The sequence below is a fragment of the Gemmiger sp. genome, assembly GCF_036306485.1.
Taxonomy (GTDB): domain Bacteria; phylum Bacillota; class Clostridia; order Oscillospirales; family Ruminococcaceae; genus Gemmiger.
In genome coordinates, this window is the sequence record NZ_JAXJZK010000051.1 from 26,291 (window position 1) to 41,020 (window position 14,730).

The 14,730-nt window shown below is 56.0% G+C and carries 14 protein-coding genes; 12 read left to right on the top strand and 2 right to left on the bottom strand.

Annotated features, from left to right (window positions below):
* Positions 1-83: 83 nt before the first annotated feature.
* A complete protein-coding gene (secF, locus tag U0L91_RS10705) occupies positions 84-2,414 on the top strand; it encodes a protein translocase subunit SecF (RefSeq protein ID WP_330046826.1) in 2,331 nt (776 codons plus the stop codon).
* A 41-nt stretch (positions 2,415-2,455) separates the two neighbouring features.
* Complete coding sequence (gene nrdR / locus U0L91_RS10710) at positions 2,456-2,953, top strand: transcriptional regulator NrdR (RefSeq protein WP_330046828.1); 498 nt, start codon at positions 2,456-2,458, stop codon at positions 2,951-2,953.
* Here nrdR and U0L91_RS10715 read toward each other — a convergent pair.
* Complete coding sequence (locus U0L91_RS10715) at positions 2,950-3,318, bottom strand: DUF4363 family protein (RefSeq protein ID WP_330046831.1); 369 nt, start codon at positions 3,316-3,318, stop codon at positions 2,950-2,952. The two genes, nrdR and U0L91_RS10715, sit on opposite strands and share 4 nt — an antisense overlap.
* A gap of 26 nt (positions 3,319-3,344) precedes the next feature.
* Positions 3,345-3,971, bottom strand: a complete 627-nt coding sequence (locus U0L91_RS10720) for a DUF421 domain-containing protein (protein WP_330046832.1) — start codon at positions 3,969-3,971, stop codon at positions 3,345-3,347.
* A 126-nt stretch (positions 3,972-4,097) separates the two neighbouring features.
* Between U0L91_RS10720 and U0L91_RS10725 the strand changes: the two genes are divergently transcribed.
* The 10 genes from U0L91_RS10725 to U0L91_RS10770 all read left to right on the top strand — a co-directional run bounded on the left by U0L91_RS10725 (position 4,098) and on the right by U0L91_RS10770 (position 14,652).
* A complete protein-coding gene (locus U0L91_RS10725; protein ID WP_330046834.1) occupies positions 4,098-5,549 on the top strand; it encodes a spore germination protein in 1,452 nt (483 codons plus the stop codon).
* Positions 5,530-6,531, top strand: coding sequence for a hypothetical protein (locus U0L91_RS10730; protein WP_330046836.1), 1,002 nt, complete (start codon positions 5,530-5,532; stop codon positions 6,529-6,531). The genes U0L91_RS10725 and U0L91_RS10730 overlap by 20 nt, the downstream gene beginning before the upstream one ends.
* Positions 6,498-7,478 carry a hypothetical protein gene (locus U0L91_RS10735; protein ID WP_330046837.1) on the top strand — a complete coding sequence of 327 codons (981 nt, stop codon included), beginning with the start codon at positions 6,498-6,500 and terminating at the stop codon, positions 7,476-7,478. Before U0L91_RS10730 ends, U0L91_RS10735 begins: the two co-directional genes overlap by 34 nt.
* A gap of 60 nt (positions 7,479-7,538) precedes the next feature.
* Positions 7,539-8,270, top strand: coding sequence for a histidine phosphatase family protein (locus U0L91_RS10740; RefSeq protein ID WP_330046838.1), 732 nt, complete (start codon positions 7,539-7,541; stop codon positions 8,268-8,270).
* Between the two features lie 319 nt (positions 8,271-8,589).
* A complete protein-coding gene (locus U0L91_RS10745) occupies positions 8,590-8,874 on the top strand; it encodes a co-chaperone GroES (RefSeq protein WP_330046840.1) in 285 nt (94 codons plus the stop codon).
* 35 nt (positions 8,875-8,909) lie between these two features.
* Positions 8,910-10,544: a chaperonin GroEL gene (gene groL, locus U0L91_RS10750; RefSeq protein ID WP_330046841.1), complete on the top strand. Its 1,635-nt coding sequence runs from the start codon at positions 8,910-8,912 to the stop codon at positions 10,542-10,544.
* Positions 10,545-10,781: 237 nt separating this feature from the next.
* On the top strand, positions 10,782-11,456 hold the full coding sequence (locus U0L91_RS10755) for a response regulator transcription factor (RefSeq protein ID WP_330046843.1): 675 nt from the start codon (positions 10,782-10,784) through the stop codon (positions 11,454-11,456).
* An 11-nt stretch (positions 11,457-11,467) separates the two neighbouring features.
* Positions 11,468-12,628 (top strand): HAMP domain-containing sensor histidine kinase, encoded by a 1,161-nt coding sequence (locus U0L91_RS10760; RefSeq protein WP_330046845.1) that lies wholly within the window; start codon positions 11,468-11,470, stop codon positions 12,626-12,628.
* 75 nt (positions 12,629-12,703) lie between these two features.
* A complete protein-coding gene (locus U0L91_RS10765) occupies positions 12,704-13,579 on the top strand; it encodes an ABC transporter ATP-binding protein (RefSeq protein WP_330046847.1) in 876 nt (291 codons plus the stop codon).
* Positions 13,576-14,652 (top strand): ABC transporter permease, encoded by a 1,077-nt coding sequence (locus tag U0L91_RS10770; RefSeq protein ID WP_330046849.1) that lies wholly within the window; start codon positions 13,576-13,578, stop codon positions 14,650-14,652. The genes U0L91_RS10765 and U0L91_RS10770 overlap by 4 nt, the downstream gene beginning before the upstream one ends.
* Positions 14,653-14,730 lie beyond the last annotated feature (78 nt).

The following is a 14,730-nucleotide window of genomic DNA, read 5'->3' on the forward strand; positions in this document are numbered from 1 at the left end:
TCGGTGGAAGTTCCGGTATGCCGGAGCTTCTGTCAATAAAATCTCCGTCCGCACGGGTGTGCGGGCAAGTCCGGGAGGTACTTATGAAAAAGAGAGGAAAGTCATGGCATTTTATTGTCGTGGCGTTGCTGATCGTCGTGTTCTCGCTGACGGCCGTTTTCGGTGTCAGTTATCAGTACGGCGATACCAAGAATGTCTACATCAAGGGTGCCCGCGATATCCGTTTCGGCATTGATATCCGCGGCGGTGTTGATGTCACCTTCATGCCGTCTGACGGCGTGGACGCCACCGACGATCAGATGGCCGCAGCCAAAACGGTCATCGAAGACCGTCTGGTGGGTCTCGGCATCACCGACTATGAGGATTATGTCGACTACAACAAGGACCGTATCATCGTCCGTTTCCCCTGGAAAAACGATGAGACCGACTTCAATCCCCAGACGGCCATTGACGAAATCGGCACGACCGCCAAGATGGTCTTCCGCAAGGGCTCCACAGCCGACGGCGAGGAGATCCTGAGCGGTGATGAAGTGGCTTCCGCTACGGCCGGCTACGATCAGGAAACCGGTTATGTGGTCCAGCTGGAATTCACCTCGGAAGGCGCCAAGGCGTTTGCCGACGCCACGACGGAACTGGCTGCCCAGGACGATGGATACATTTCCATCTGGCTGGATGATGAAAACATCTCCACCGCCACCGTCAAGACGGCCATCACCGATGGCCGCGCCATCATCGAGGGATCTTCTTCCAGCCCCTTCACGCAGGAAGAAGTGACCACGCTGGCCAACCAGATCAACTCCGGTGCGCTGCCCTTTGCGCTGTCGGCGGAGAGCTACTCCACCATCAGCCCGACGCTGGGCGCCAAGAGCCTGGAAGTCATGGTCATTGCCGGTGTGATTGCCTTCATCGCGGTTGCCCTCATGATGATCATCCGGTACCGTTTGCCTGGCACCATTGCCTCCATCTCGCTGCTGGGCCAGGTGGCTGCCACGCTGGCGGTTGTCTCCGGTTACCTGACGATCTTCCCGGGCTCCACGCTGACCCTGCCCGGCATTGCCGGTATCATCCTCGGCATCGGTATGGGCGTTGACGCCAACGTCATCACCGCCGAGCGCATCAAGGAAGAGCTGAGCAAGAACAAGACGCTCGATGGTGCAATCGCCAGCGGCTTCAAGATGGGTCTTACCCCCATCATTGACGGCAACGTGACCATTGTCATCGTGGCAGCGATCCTGATGGGCGCCTTTGGCCCCACCGACGGCTTCTGGGCCACGGTTCTCAAGCCGATCTTCTTCATGTTCGGACCTTCCACCGCCGGCACGATCTATTCGTTCGGCTTCACCTTGCTGACCAGCGTTCTGCTGAACTTCGTGTTCGGTGTGGCGGCTACCCGTGTGATGATCCGCGGTGCCTCCCGCATCAAGGCACTGCGCAATCCCGTCCTGTATGGCGGCGCCCGCAGCGGCAAGACCGTCTACAAGATGCCCAGCATTGACTTTGTCGGCAACCGCAAGAAATATTACACCCTGTCCTGCATCATCGTGGCGGTCGTTCTGGTGTTCAGCTTTGTGTTCGGCGTCAGCATGGATGTCGAGTTCAAGGGCGGTGCCATGGTTACGGTCGGCTATCAGGGCGATCTGGACCTCAACGGTGTCAAGCAGACCATCGCCGACAATGTCGGTCAGAGCAACCTGACGCTGCAGACCGGCACCGACATCTCCGGCGACCAGACCCTCACGATCACCCTGCCCGGCAGCGAGACGCTGTCCACGGCCGAGCTGGATTCCATGATTGCATCGCTGAACGAGACGTATCCGGACAACTCCTTTGTCCAGAACGAGGTCAGCAACGTCAACCCGACCATCGGTAAGGAATTCCTCTTCAAGAGTGTCGTTGCTGTGGCGGCTGCCTGTGTGCTGATTCTGATCTATGTAGCCATCCGCTTCAAGAAGATTGGCGGCTGGTCTGCCGGCAGCATGGCCATTGTGGCACTGCTGCACGATATGTTTGTCGTGTACGGCGTCTTCGTTCTGCTTCGCATTCCGCTCAACGGCAACTTCATTGCCGCAATGCTGACCATCCTGGGCTACTCCATCAACGATACCGTTGTTATCTACGACCGTATCCGCGAGAACAAGGGCCTGTACGGCAAGAGCAAGACGCTGCCCGAACTGGTGAACCTCTCGATCAACCAGAGCTTCTCCCGTTCTCTGATGACGACCATCACGACCTGCGTGGCCCTGGGCGTTGTCTGCATCGTCTCGATCATCTTCAAGCTTGACAGCATCTTCTCCTTTGCGCTGCCGCTGCTGTTCGGTATGGTCAGCGGTGTGTACAGCACGATGTGCATTGCCACGCAGCTGTGGGTGGATGTTCAGGCCAAGAAGAACACCCGCAAGCCTGCAAAAGCCTAATTCCGGGTTGTACAAATCCGAGACAGACAGGAGGATGCCAGATGAAATGCCCCTACTGCGGTGCGATTGATTCCAAAGTCATCGATTCCCGCCCCACGGAGGACGGAGAAAAGATCCGCCGCCGCCGCGAATGCCTTTCCTGCAAGAAGCGCTTCACGACCTACGAGATTGTGGAGACCGTCCCGCTGATGGTGGTCAAAAAAGATCACTCCCGTGAAGTCTTTGACCGTCAGAAGCTGCTCAACGGCATGCTTCGCGCCTGCGAGAAGCGGCCGGTCAGCTATCAGCAGCTGGATGCGGCGGTCAGCCGGATTGAACAAAAGCTTCTCAACTCCTACGACCGGGAAGTGACATCCATCCACATCGGCGACCTTGCCATGGAACAGCTCAAGCAGATGGATGATGTGGCCTATGTCCGTTTTGCCTCGGTCTACCGTCAGTTCAGTGATGTCAACACCTTCATGGAAGAACTGAAGGATATGCTGGACTCCCGTTCCAAAACGTCCGGAACGCCCGCCGCTTCGGAGACCACGGACTAAAACGAACCCCAGAAGGAATTCTCGAGCTGCTCGATCTGTTCACAGACTCTGGCTGTTTCCACGGCGAGATCCGCCTGGTTTTCCGCATTGGCGTATTCCGCCAGTATGGCCATTGTCTCGTTGACCCGTTCGAGCGCTGTGCGCCGGACCATCCAGCCAAGAATTTTGCTGGCTTTCCGGCATTCCTGCTGCACGTCCCGGAAGGAGCGCCTGGCACCGCTGTAATCCTGCCGGAGCGTCTGCTCGTAAGCGCTTTGTACCCGGGATTGCAGTTGCTGCGTTGTATGCCGGACATAAAGACGGCAGCCTCCGAGCACGCCGCCAAGAAAAAGCAGAATCAGCACGGCATAGAGATTTCGTTTCATCGCTGTATTCTCCGTATGATCAGATTTCAGGACCGCCCTTCGGGGCGGTCCTTTTTTGGTATCAAGAGCTGTTCCCGGCCGTTGTCCAGAAGAACCAGAACGTCCGGCGCCCGCAGGGATTTTTCTTGCAATTCCCGGTCCAGCCAGTCGGAACTTCTCCCGAGAAGGGCAAGATTCTCCGAAAAAATGCGGCCGTCCACAATCAACGGCAGCATCGGCAGATCCTGGGATTCCTCGGATTTCTTCGCAATGCTGATCCGTCCGTTGGGCTCCACGACCCCCCACCAGACCTGCCTGGGATCAAAGACCTCCTGACCGCGCAGGGCTTCCATCAGATCGCCGGTTGTGATGCGCAGATGTTTGAGCGCCTGCTGATCGATTCTGCCGCGGAAGATCACCGTCATGGAACGCCCGAAGAGCAGGGAAGCATAGCCCGGGAAATACCACGCCGCTGTCGAGTTGAGGATTTCCAACGAGGCCAGCAGCAGAATCGGCACCAAGCTGGACAGCAGCGGCAGGTCCGGCTCGTCAATGCAGATGGACGCCACGTTGGAGATCAGGAAGGTTGTGACCAGCTCGGAGGGCTGCAGTTCTCCCAGCTGCCGCTTTCCCATCAGACGCATCGCGAAGATGACAACCAGATAGATAATCACTGTGCGTATTGCCGAAGAAAACATGGCTCTGTTTCCTTTCTCAGGGCCGGAAAAGTATGCCGGGCTGCCGACGCTGACTATTCTTCCTCTCTGCGGGACAAACTGAAACGGAGGGAAGGTGATCGCGTGAAAAAAAGTCTGAGCCGGAACCTGGAAGAGAATCTCATTGCCCTTGAGGGAATGTTTGGAAAGTCGGCGGATTTCTATACCAAAAGATTTTCTCTCGCCGGCGTTCCAGCTGCCATTGTCATGTTTGCGGGACTGTCCTCGCCGGAAAAGCTCTGTGTCATGGTCCTGCATGCCATACCCCATGATCTCCCCGGGAAGTCCGACGGGGAGGCGGTGGCTGACTATCTGCAATATCAGAGCTGTCTTCCGACCGAGGCTTCTCCGATTGAAGACCAGACCACACTCGTCGAGATCCTCACCGGCGGCATGGCGGTACTGCTCCTGCAAGGCTGTCCCCGGGCACTGGCGTTTTCCACCCAGGACATGGCCCAGCGCTCGGTGAGCAACCCTTCCGGAGAAGGGAACATCCGCGGTCCGCAGGATGCGTTCACCGAACACCTGCGCAACAATCTGTCCCTGCTTCGCCGCCAGTTCCGCACTGCCACGCTGATGGCGGAAATCTGTACCGCGAACACCCATGCCAAGACCGAGTATGCCATCTGCTATGATTCCTCGCTCGCTCCCGCCGAGGTCGTCCGTACCCTCAAGAAGCGGCTGGCCAATGCAGAGGTTCCGGTTCTGTTGGACAGCAGCTACCTGGCATCCTTTCTCAAACAGGACAAACTGAATCTGTTTCCGGCCGCTGCCTATACCGAGCGGCCCGCCACGGCCTGTGCCAGACTCTGCGAAGGAAAAGTCGTCATCCTTGTCTCAGGCAGTCCGCTGGCCATGGTGGTGCCCAGCTTCTTTGCCGAGCATTTTGAATGCCTGGATGACTATTCGCTGGGGGCGGTATTTTCCGGCCTGATCCGGCTGCTCAAATACCTGGCGTTTCTTCTGTCTGTTTTCGGCCCCGGCCTGTATGTGACGGCGGTCTCCTTCGCGCCGGAGCTGATCCCGATCCGGCTGCTCACCAAGCTCGCACAGGGCGAGGTCTCCACACCACTGCCGCCCATGGCCGAAATGCTGGCGGTCACACTGCTGCTCGAAATCGTGCGGGAAGCCGGTCTGCGTGCTCCCAAGTCCATCAGCCACACGGTCAGCCTGGTCGGCACCCTCATCCTGGGCGAGACCGCTGTCTCGGCCGGGATCGTCAGCGTTCCGGTCCTGACGATGGCGGCGGCCGCCACTGTGGCAACGCTGGCGGTTCCCTCACTGTATGAACAGTCCATCCTGTTCCGGTTTCTTGTGATTGTCCTGTCCGGCTGGTTCGGCATTCCGGGGCTGGCGTGCGGTGCGCTGGGCATTCTGGCCATGGCCTGCGGCAGCGACCCCTTTGGCTACGATTATCTGTACCCGCTGATGCCGCCCCGCAAAGCGGCACTGCGGGACGGATTTATCCGCGTGATCTGGTCAAGACTTTCCCGGCAGAAGGAGGTGCCTGTCTATCGTGAAGCAAAACAAGATTGATCTGCGCTCCGCATTGCTTCTCTCGCTCCTGCTCAATCCGCTCCTGCGTTCCGGCACCGGATATTGGAGCAGGGCAGGCTTGCTCACCGCACCGCTGTGTGCTGCGCTGCTCTTCCTTGTAGCCGTTCTGTTCTCTGCGGGGTGGCAGCGGATTGCGGTCAGACCGCTCCGGATCTTTTTCTGTGCAATACTTGCCCTCGGCTCGGCCTTTGAAATCCTGCGCCTGCGCCGTCTGCTCCAGATGATGTATCCCGGCACCATCACACTGCTCGGCTGCTGTTTTGTCCTGCTTCTTCCGGTCATCTATCTGCGCCGGGAACCTTCGCTCCGGCAGACATCCGCGGCGGTCCTCGTGCTGCTGATGATCGGGCTCTTCGTCCTGGTGGTCTCGGTCTTTCCCTGCCTGAAGGTGACCAATCTTCAGCAGGGACCTCTCTCCTGGCAGGATCTGTCTGATGCCGTCCGCTCCCAGCTGGTTCTCTATCCCGAATACCTGCTTCCGGCCCTATGGCCGCAGACGGAGCAGCGCCGGAACCGGAGTCTGCTGGTTCTCTGCGGGTCGGCGGTCGCTGCGGATGCTGCGGTTCATGTTTTTCTGGAACTCTTTTTCGGCGCCTCGATGCCCTGGCAGACGGCGCCGTTCCAGGCTGCCGCACAATGCGGGGCGCTTTCCATCTTCAATCGTCTGGAATGGATGCAGCTGGTGCTCTGGTGCATGATCGTCCCCATCAAGCTCGGACTGTATCTGTATGCCATGATCGGGCTTTCGGGCGGTCACACCGAATCGCTGGATACCGCCGTCGGACTGGACCGGTTTCCCGCCTATCTGGCGGGCATGGTGTTGCTCTGTATTCTCTTTCGGAATGTAGATCCGGATCGCCTGCAATTCTGGGAGACCGCTGCCTGCCTGGGAATTGCGGTGCCGACCGTACTGGGAGGAATCTGTCAATGTGTTTTCACATCCAAAAAACGTTCCGCGTGATCCCGGTGCTGGCCTTTGCGGTTTTGCTTTGCGGGTGCGGAAGCCGGCTGCTTTCCGAACGTGAAATTGCCCGGGCGGTGCTGCTGGAACAGACAACACAAGGGTATCAGGTGGTCCTGCTCATCAACGACCAACAGAGTGAGGAATCTCCTGCCTATAAAGTGGCTCAGGCTACAGCGGAAACCGCAGCCGAAGCCTGGGCCCGGGCGGAGCGAACCCTGCCGGGGGAACTGTTTTACGGCCTGACGGATCTGCTGGTTCTTCCGTCGGACTGTAACTGGAATACCGCCTCGGAAATCGTCAGACTGGCGGAGCAGACCATCCGGCCGGCACCGCAGGTCAACGTCTGTCTGATGGATCGCTCCTCACAGGGAGAGTCTCTCGCCGATCATGCCGCCGAATGGTATGAAAGGGTCCGTACCCTGCAAAAAGAGTTTGCGCTTCGCACCGGTATGCAGACGATTTTCTCGGACTCCGAGAGCTGCAGTCTGCCCGTCCTGCAGCAGGAAGGATATGGCTTTGCTTTTTTGGAAAAGGATGGAGAGACCTTCCGATGCCATAATGACCTGCAATCCCAGCTGGCGGCCGTTCTGTGCGGCAGTGCGGGTAAAATGAATGGGATGTTCTCCTGCGACGGCCAGATGCTGGAATTCCGTGCCGATGTCAGGACTGCCGTGCAGCCCCAGACCCCAGACAGCATCCGGGTCTTTCTGACATTCCAGAGTGAACAGCTGGACCTGCTCAGTGCCCAGGACTCCAGTGCCCAGACCCTGCGCGCCATGCTGGATAAGGCCATCCGGATGGAGTTCCGTTCTCTGATGGCGCAGATCGGGCGGGAACAAAGCGATCCGTTTGACCTGCAATTCTGGACAGAGAATCGCTTCGGGCTGGCAGATGACGACCTTGACGTACAGCTGAGCATTTTTCACGACAGCGTCCCCGCTTGACAAATTCCGTAAAATCCGGCACAATAAGGGAACCATAGAAGGAAAGGCGGAAGTATTACCATGAGGCTGCTGATTGTTCGTCACGGGGACCCGGATTATTCGATTGATTCCCTGACTCCCACCGGCTGGAAGGAAGCCGATTTGCTGGCCGACCGGCTCTGCAAGCTGGAAGTGGAGGATTTTTATGTTTCTCCGCTGGGACGTGCCAGAGATACGGCCAAAGCAACGTTGGAACGCATGGGCCGGCAGGCGGAAGTCTGTCCCTGGCTCCGTGAATTTGATGCGCCGATCATCAAACCCAACCTGCCCGATGTGCCCAGCTGCACCTGGGACTGGCTTCCCGCAGACTGGACGGCAGAACCCCGGTATTTTGACCGCCATCTCTGGAACCAGACCGATACGATGAAAAACGGTCATGTGGCAGAGAAGGCCGCCGTGGTGGCACAGCAGCTGGATGCCGTTCTGGCCCGGCATGGCTATGAGCGGGACGGCGAGCTTTACCGCGCTGTCCGCGCCAATGACAGGACGCTGGTCTTTTTCTGCCACTTCGGGGTGGAATGTGTGATGCTCGGCCATCTGCTCAATGTCTCTCCGATGGTTCTCTGGCATGGCCTGTGTGCGGCCCCCACCTCGGTGTCGACGCTGTATACCGAGGAACGCCGAAAAGGAATCGCTTATTTCCGGATGAGTTCCTTCGGAGATACCTCCCATCTGTATGCAGGCGGACGCGAACCGTCCTTTGCAGCCCGTTTCTGTGAAACATACGACAATCCCGATCAGCGCCATGACTGATCGGACAGCCGGTTTTCCCGCCCGGGAAGCCGGCTGTTTTTTTGAGAGCAGCAGGGAAGTGACAGTGCCAGATTTCTGCTTTGTTCGGCGCTTCAGATGGATTTCCGTTTCAGACGACAAGGAACCTTTGGTCTCCTTCAAAGCTGATTGCATCAATAAACAAACGAATATTCGATGATTTTATCCGTTCACAAAAATTTTATACTTGAAACCCTTGATTTTTCGGAATAGAGAGCTATAATATATTTAGCACTCAAGAGAAAAGAGTGCTAAATGAACAAGTTTTAAATGAACTTTAAGTATAGGAGGATCTTTCATCATGAAAATCAAACCTCTTGCAGACCGTGTTGTGATCAAACTGGTTGAAGAAGAAGAAACTTCCAAGGGTGGGCTGATTCTGACCGGCTCCGCCAAGGAGAAACCCCAGGTTGCCGAAGTTCTGGCTGTCGGCCCCGGCGGCAACGTGGACGGCAAGGAAGTTGAGATGATCGTCAAGGTTGGCGACAAGGTCCTGACCAGCAAGTATTCCGGCACCGAAGTCAAGGTTGACGGTGAGGAGTGCACGATCGTCCGCCAGAGTGATATCCTGGCCATCGTCGAGTAAGATTACACAGTGTCTATATAAAGGAGAGACTTATTATGGCTAAACAGATTCTGCAGGGCGAGGAAGCCCGTAAAGCACTTTGCTCCGGCATTGACCAGCTGGCCAACACCGTGAAGATCACGCTCGGACCCAAGGGCCGCAATGTGGTTCTGGGCAAGAAGTTCGGCAGCCCCGTCATCACCAACGATGGCGTGACCATCGCCAAGGAAATCGAGCTGAAGGATGCTTTCGAGAACATGGGCGCTCAGCTCGTTCGTGAAGTTGCCACCAAGACCAACGATGCTGCCGGCGACGGCACCACCACCGCTACGGTGCTGGCCCAGGCGCTGGTCACCGAGGGCATGAAGAACGTGACCGCCGGTGCCAACCCGATGGACATCAAGCGCGGCATCCAGAAGGCTGTCAATGTTGCTGTGGAAGCCGTCAAGGATCACAGCCAGAAGGTCAACGGCAGCAAGGACATCGCCCGTGTCGGTACCGTTTCTGCCGGCGATCCCGAGATTGGCCAGCTGATTGCCGATGCCATGGAGAAGGTTACCGCTGACGGTGTCATCACCATCGAGGAGAACAAGACCACGGCCGAGACCTACACCGAGGTTGTGGAAGGCATGCAGTTTGACCGCGGCTATGTCACGCCGTATATGGTCACTGATACCGAAAAGATGGAGACCGTCTACGAGGATTGCAGCGTCCTGATCACCGACAAGAAGATCAGCGTGTTCCAGGATATCGTTCCTCTGCTCGAGCAGGTCATCCAGTCCGGCCGCAAGCTGCTCATCATCGCGGAAGATGTCGAGGGCGACGCTCTGTCCAACCTCATCATCAACCGTCTGCGCGGCGGCCTGAACGTTGTGGCTGTCAAGGCTCCCGGCTTTGGCGATCGCCGCAAGGAGATGCTGCAGGATATCGCCATCCTGACCGGCGGTACCGTTGTCAGCAGCGAGCTGGGCTATGAGCTCAAGGATGCCACCATGAACATGCTGGGCAGCGCCCGTCAGGTCAAGGTGACCAAGGAGAATACCACGATCGTTGGCGGCAACGGCGACAAGCAGGCCATTGCTGATCGTGTTGCTCAGATCCGTTCTCAGATTGCCTCCGCTACTTCTGACTTCGACCGTGAGAAGCTGCAGGAGCGCCTGGCCAAGATGGCCGGCGGCGTTGCCGTCATCAAGGTCGGTGCCGCTACCGAAGTGGAGATGAAGGACAAGAAGCTCCGCATTGAGGATGCTCTGAACGCGACCAAGGCTGCTGTCGAAGAGGGCATTGTTGCTGGCGGCGGCACGGCCACCATCAACGCGATCCCCGCTGTGGATCACCTGCTCAGCGAGCTGGAAGGCGACGAGCGCACCGGCGCCAAGATCGTCCGTCAGGCTCTGGAAGCTCCTCTGCGCCAGATCGCTGCGAACGCTGGTCTGGAAGGCAGCGTCATCATCAACAACATCCTGATGGCCGGCAAGCCCAACTACGGCTATGACGCTCAGAAGGAAACCTATGTTGAGGATATGATCGAGGCCGGTATCGTTGACCCGACCAAGGTGACTCGTTCTGCTCTGGAGAACGCGGCCAGCGTTGCTGCGATGGTTCTGACCACCGAGAGCCTGGTTGCCGATCTGCCGGAACCGCCGGCTCCGGCTACTCCGGCCGGTGGTGACATGGGCGGCATGTATTGATCCGCTCCGTCTCCGGACCGAAAGATCGGGCCGCAGTCAAAAAGGCGTGCCTGAAAATATAATCGGATTGTCGCAGGGCGGCATGATGGAAACGTCATGCCGCCCTGCGTTTTTTCTTTGTACAGAGATCCTCCCGTTTCTTGTATTGTCCCTTTGCAGGAACTATAATGACATCATCCGGGAAATAGAGAAAATATTGAAAAACAGCTGTTATCATAGCCATCGGGAGGTGGGACAATGCGTGCAAAGATCCTGATTGCCGACGATGAAAAGGACATTGTTTCGATGCTCGGCAGCTTTTTTGAGAGCAAAGGCTTTTGTGTTTTGCCGGCTTCCAACGGCGCGGAAGCGCTGAAACAGGCAGAACGGAAGCCGGATATCATTCTGCTGGACATCAATATGCCAGGAACGGACGGGCTGGAGGTATGCCGGCGTATTCGCGATCATATATCCTGCCCGATTCTTTTTCTGACTGCCAGAATTGAAGATACCGATAAGGTGAAAGGGTTTGCGGTCGGCGGCGATGATTATATTGTGAAGCCTTTTTCCCTGATGGAACTCGAAGCGCGGGTGCGCGCACACCTGCGCCGGGAAGCGAGGCACCAGTTTGATGCGCAGATCAGATTTTCAGGTGATCTGACGATCGATTATTCCGAGCGTTGCCTGTTCTTCGGAGAACAGCGTGTCAGCCTTGCGAAAAAGGAATTTGACATTGTCGAACTGCTTTCACAAAATCCGGGACAAGTCTTCGATAAAGAACGGATTTATGAGCGGATATGGGGCTATGACAGCGAAGGGGACAGCAGTGTTGTGGCAGAGCATATTCGCAGGGTACGGTCCAAAATCGCGGCATATACCGACCGCGTATATCTTGAAACGGTCTGGGGGTGCGGCTACAAATGGGTCAGATAAAGCGGCATGACATGTCACTGCGAAAAAGTCTTGTACTCTATGTGATTGTCTTTGCCGTGCTCGCAGTCCTTCTTTGCGTCGCGACGGCTTCAATCTGTGACGGCGCTGCCGAAAGCATCCGGGCCTCGTATCCTCCCTCCGGCGAAAAATATTATCTCACAAATGCGCAGGGGGAGAAGCTGGGCGATGGCACATATATCGGGAAGGCGCCCGCCCCGCTGTCCCGGCAGGATGAGCGCACAATCGCGCTGCTGGAGATCATTCCCGTCGTCGCAACGCCCGTTTATTCTGCACTCTGCATCATTGCTGCCGCACTGCTGTTCTATCGGAACCGGCTGAAAAAACCACTCGCTGAACTGCGGGCGGCTTCCGAAAAAATCGCAAACAATGATTTGGACTTCTCGATCCGCTGTGACAGCAACGATGAGTTGGGACAGCTTTGCGCATCCTTTGAAAGGATGCGGGCAGCCCTTGCAGACACGTTCTCGAAGATGTGGCGCCAGGTTGAGGAACGAAAAACACTCAATGCGGCTTTCGCCCATGATCTGCGCACTCCGCTGACGGTACTCAAGGGGTATGATGAAATGCTGCAGACGAGCGACAGCCCCGAGACACAAACCATCGCCGCTGTCATGGGAAAGCACATCGCCCGGATGGAAACGTATGTGAGCAGCATGAGCCAGCTGAGACGTATGGAAGATACACAGCCGGCATACAGGCCGGTGGATTTGCAGCCCTTTGCGGTTTCGCTGTGTGACAGCGCAAAACTTGTATGCAAGCAAAATGGCAAACGGCTGCTGGTGCATAACGACCTTCCCGATGCACAGATATCCCTTGACAGCACATTTGTGTCCCAGGTGTGCAATAATCTGATTTCCAACGCTGTCCGGTATGCACGGGCTGCGGCAACGCTCTCGTTCTCTTTGCAGGATGGCGGTTTGTTGCTCTGCGTATCGGACGACGGAGCAGGGTTTGATGAAACCAGCCTGCAAAAAGCCGCGAACCCGTATTATACAGAGGAAACCACCGATTCCGAACATTATGGACTCGGGCTTTATATCTGTAAGCTGCTCTGCGAACGTCACAACGGGTATTTGAAAATCGGAAATACCGTGGACGGTGCGCACGTATCGGCCTGGTTCAAAGTTCCTTCCCTCGTAGATAAAAAGTAGATTGTGATCCGATATACTCTCCATGCAACCCATGGAGAGTATTTTTTTAGCTCTCGATGGAGAAAGGAGCTTTTTATGGAAGTAAGAACAATCGGGCTGACAAAAAAATTCGGCTCGCATACAGCCGTAAACGACCTGAATCTGACCTTGAAAACCGGCGTTTATGGATTGCTGGGAGCAAACGGCGCGGGAAAAACAACGCTGATGCGGCTGCTCTGCAATATCCAGAATCCTACGTCCGGGAAAATCCTGCTGAATGGCAAAAATATCGCAGAGCTGGGGGAGAGGTATCGAACTCTTCTGGGGTACCTGCCGCAGCACTTCGGATATTATCCTGATTTTTCAGCGTTTGACTTCCTGCTTTACGTTTCTGCCCTCAAGGGGTTAGAGGAAAAAGCGGCCAGGAAAAAATCCGAGGAGCTGCTGGAAGCGGTAGATTTAGCAAAGGAAAGCAAGCACAAAATCAGAACCTATTCCGGCGGTATGAAACAGCGTCTGGGAATTGCACAGGCCCTGCTCAATGATCCACACATTCTGATTCTGGACGAACCGACCGCGGGCCTTGATCCGAAAGAGCGTGTGCGGTTCCGGAATCTGATCAGTGCCTTTTCCAAGGACCGCATCGTCATTCTGTCCACGCACATTGTCTCCGATGTGGAGTTTATTGCGGAAGAAATCCTCCTGATGAAATCCGGGCAGATCCTTCATTTCGGAAATCCCCGGAAGATCACGTCTGAAATTGACGGGCTGGTGTGGGAATGCACGGTTCCGTCGGCGCATGCGGAAAAATATGCGGCCGCCTACAACACCAGCAATCTGCGCAACATCGGCGGGAACAGGACAATTCTGCGCATCATTTCAGATCGTCCGCCCATGGAAAACGCAGTCAGCGTAAAACCTACGCTGGAAGATCTCTACCTGTTTTATTTCAAAGGGGGCCGTGAAGAATGAAAGGTCTGATTCTGTTTGAACTTCGCAAAATCATTTCAAAACGCTTGGCACTCACAGCCTTGATCGGTGTACTGCTGTTTTCTGCCTTGCTGTCCTTTTCGACCTATCAGAACAAGTATGCTTTTGACCGGGAGCTCGGCCAGGGGTCCGGCAAAATGGCGGTAACCATAGACAAGGAAATTGCGAAAAGGTATGAAGGAATCCTGACGGACGAGAAAGTGCAGCAAATGATGTCGGATTTTGCACCGACATCCGATCTGGGCGGACTGAACGCCGCCTATCTTTATGAGAACGCCGTGCAGTCCGCTGCCTTTTCCAGATTTTCAGACCCGAACGGCAACTGGAATGGGCTGCAGGTTTCCGATGTATTCGGTGACGAGGAAATCCAAGTAGGGTATGTGGATGGCTGGCTTTCGACGAGCCGAAACCTGGTAAGAACTTTTGTTGCACTTGCACTCGCGGTCATCATCATGCTTGCGCCGGTTTTCTCTGGCGAATATGAAGGCGTTGACAATATCATACTGACGAGCCGATACGGCAAAACCAGATGCGCCGCTGCCAAGGTGATTGCGGGAATTCTCACCGCTTTCTTCACCACAGTGACGGTTGTAGCCTTTGATCTGCTTCTTGCGCTTGTCTTTTACGGAACGGAAGGGTTGGATTGCAGTATCCTCTTTGCTCCCAGCGACTATGTGGAGGCGTTTATCCCTTTCAATATCACCTGCGGCGCGCTGCTCGGCTACCAGATTCTGTTGGCATTTGCCTGTACACTCAGCGTGACGGGAACCACACTGCTTTTTTCTGCAATCAGCAAAAATCAGAGTATTGCGTTGGTAGCCTCCATGACGTTCTTCCTTTTCCCGGTTCTTCTGCCAATCACCGAAGCGAATCCGTTGTTCCGGCTGATAGGACTTCTCCCGATCTATCATGTGCTCGCTGTTTCGCTTCTTTCGGTGGAGCAAATGCGCAACGGAATGCTGTATGCCATATGGGCCATCCCTGCAGCACTGGTCTTTTTGGGCACTGGCGCCGCGCTCTCCTGCCGCGTATTTGCAAGGCATCAGGTTTCATGAATTCCGTCCGGCATTGATACAAATTTGAGGATGTGCCAATACAACGTTTCCTGCCAATAGAAAACCGGTGTGCCATTT

What these genes read in the sequence shown, in the direction of transcription:
- secF (WP_330046826.1), top strand. Translation starts at nt 84, where the DNA reads ATGAAAAAGAGAGGAAAGTCATGGCATTTTATTGTCGTGGCGTTGCTG.
- nrdR (WP_330046828.1), top strand. Translation starts at nt 2,456, where the DNA reads ATGAAATGCCCCTACTGCGGTGCGATTGATTCCAAAGTCATCGATTCC.
- U0L91_RS10715 (WP_330046831.1), bottom strand. Translation starts at nt 3,318, where the DNA reads ATGAAACGAAATCTCTATGCCGTGCTGATTCTGCTTTTTCTTGGCGGC.
- U0L91_RS10735 (WP_330046837.1), top strand. Translation starts at nt 6,498, where the DNA reads ATGTGTTTTCACATCCAAAAAACGTTCCGCGTGATCCCGGTGCTGGCC.
- U0L91_RS10740 (WP_330046838.1), top strand. Translation starts at nt 7,539, where the DNA reads ATGAGGCTGCTGATTGTTCGTCACGGGGACCCGGATTATTCGATTGAT.
- U0L91_RS10745 (WP_330046840.1), top strand. Translation starts at nt 8,590, where the DNA reads ATGAAAATCAAACCTCTTGCAGACCGTGTTGTGATCAAACTGGTTGAA.
- groL (WP_330046841.1), top strand. Translation starts at nt 8,910, where the DNA reads ATGGCTAAACAGATTCTGCAGGGCGAGGAAGCCCGTAAAGCACTTTGC.
- U0L91_RS10755 (WP_330046843.1), top strand. Translation starts at nt 10,782, where the DNA reads ATGCGTGCAAAGATCCTGATTGCCGACGATGAAAAGGACATTGTTTCG.
- U0L91_RS10760 (WP_330046845.1), top strand. Translation starts at nt 11,468, where the DNA reads ATGTCACTGCGAAAAAGTCTTGTACTCTATGTGATTGTCTTTGCCGTG.
- U0L91_RS10765 (WP_330046847.1), top strand. Translation starts at nt 12,704, where the DNA reads ATGGAAGTAAGAACAATCGGGCTGACAAAAAAATTCGGCTCGCATACA.
- U0L91_RS10770 (WP_330046849.1), top strand. Translation starts at nt 13,576, where the DNA reads ATGAAAGGTCTGATTCTGTTTGAACTTCGCAAAATCATTTCAAAACGC.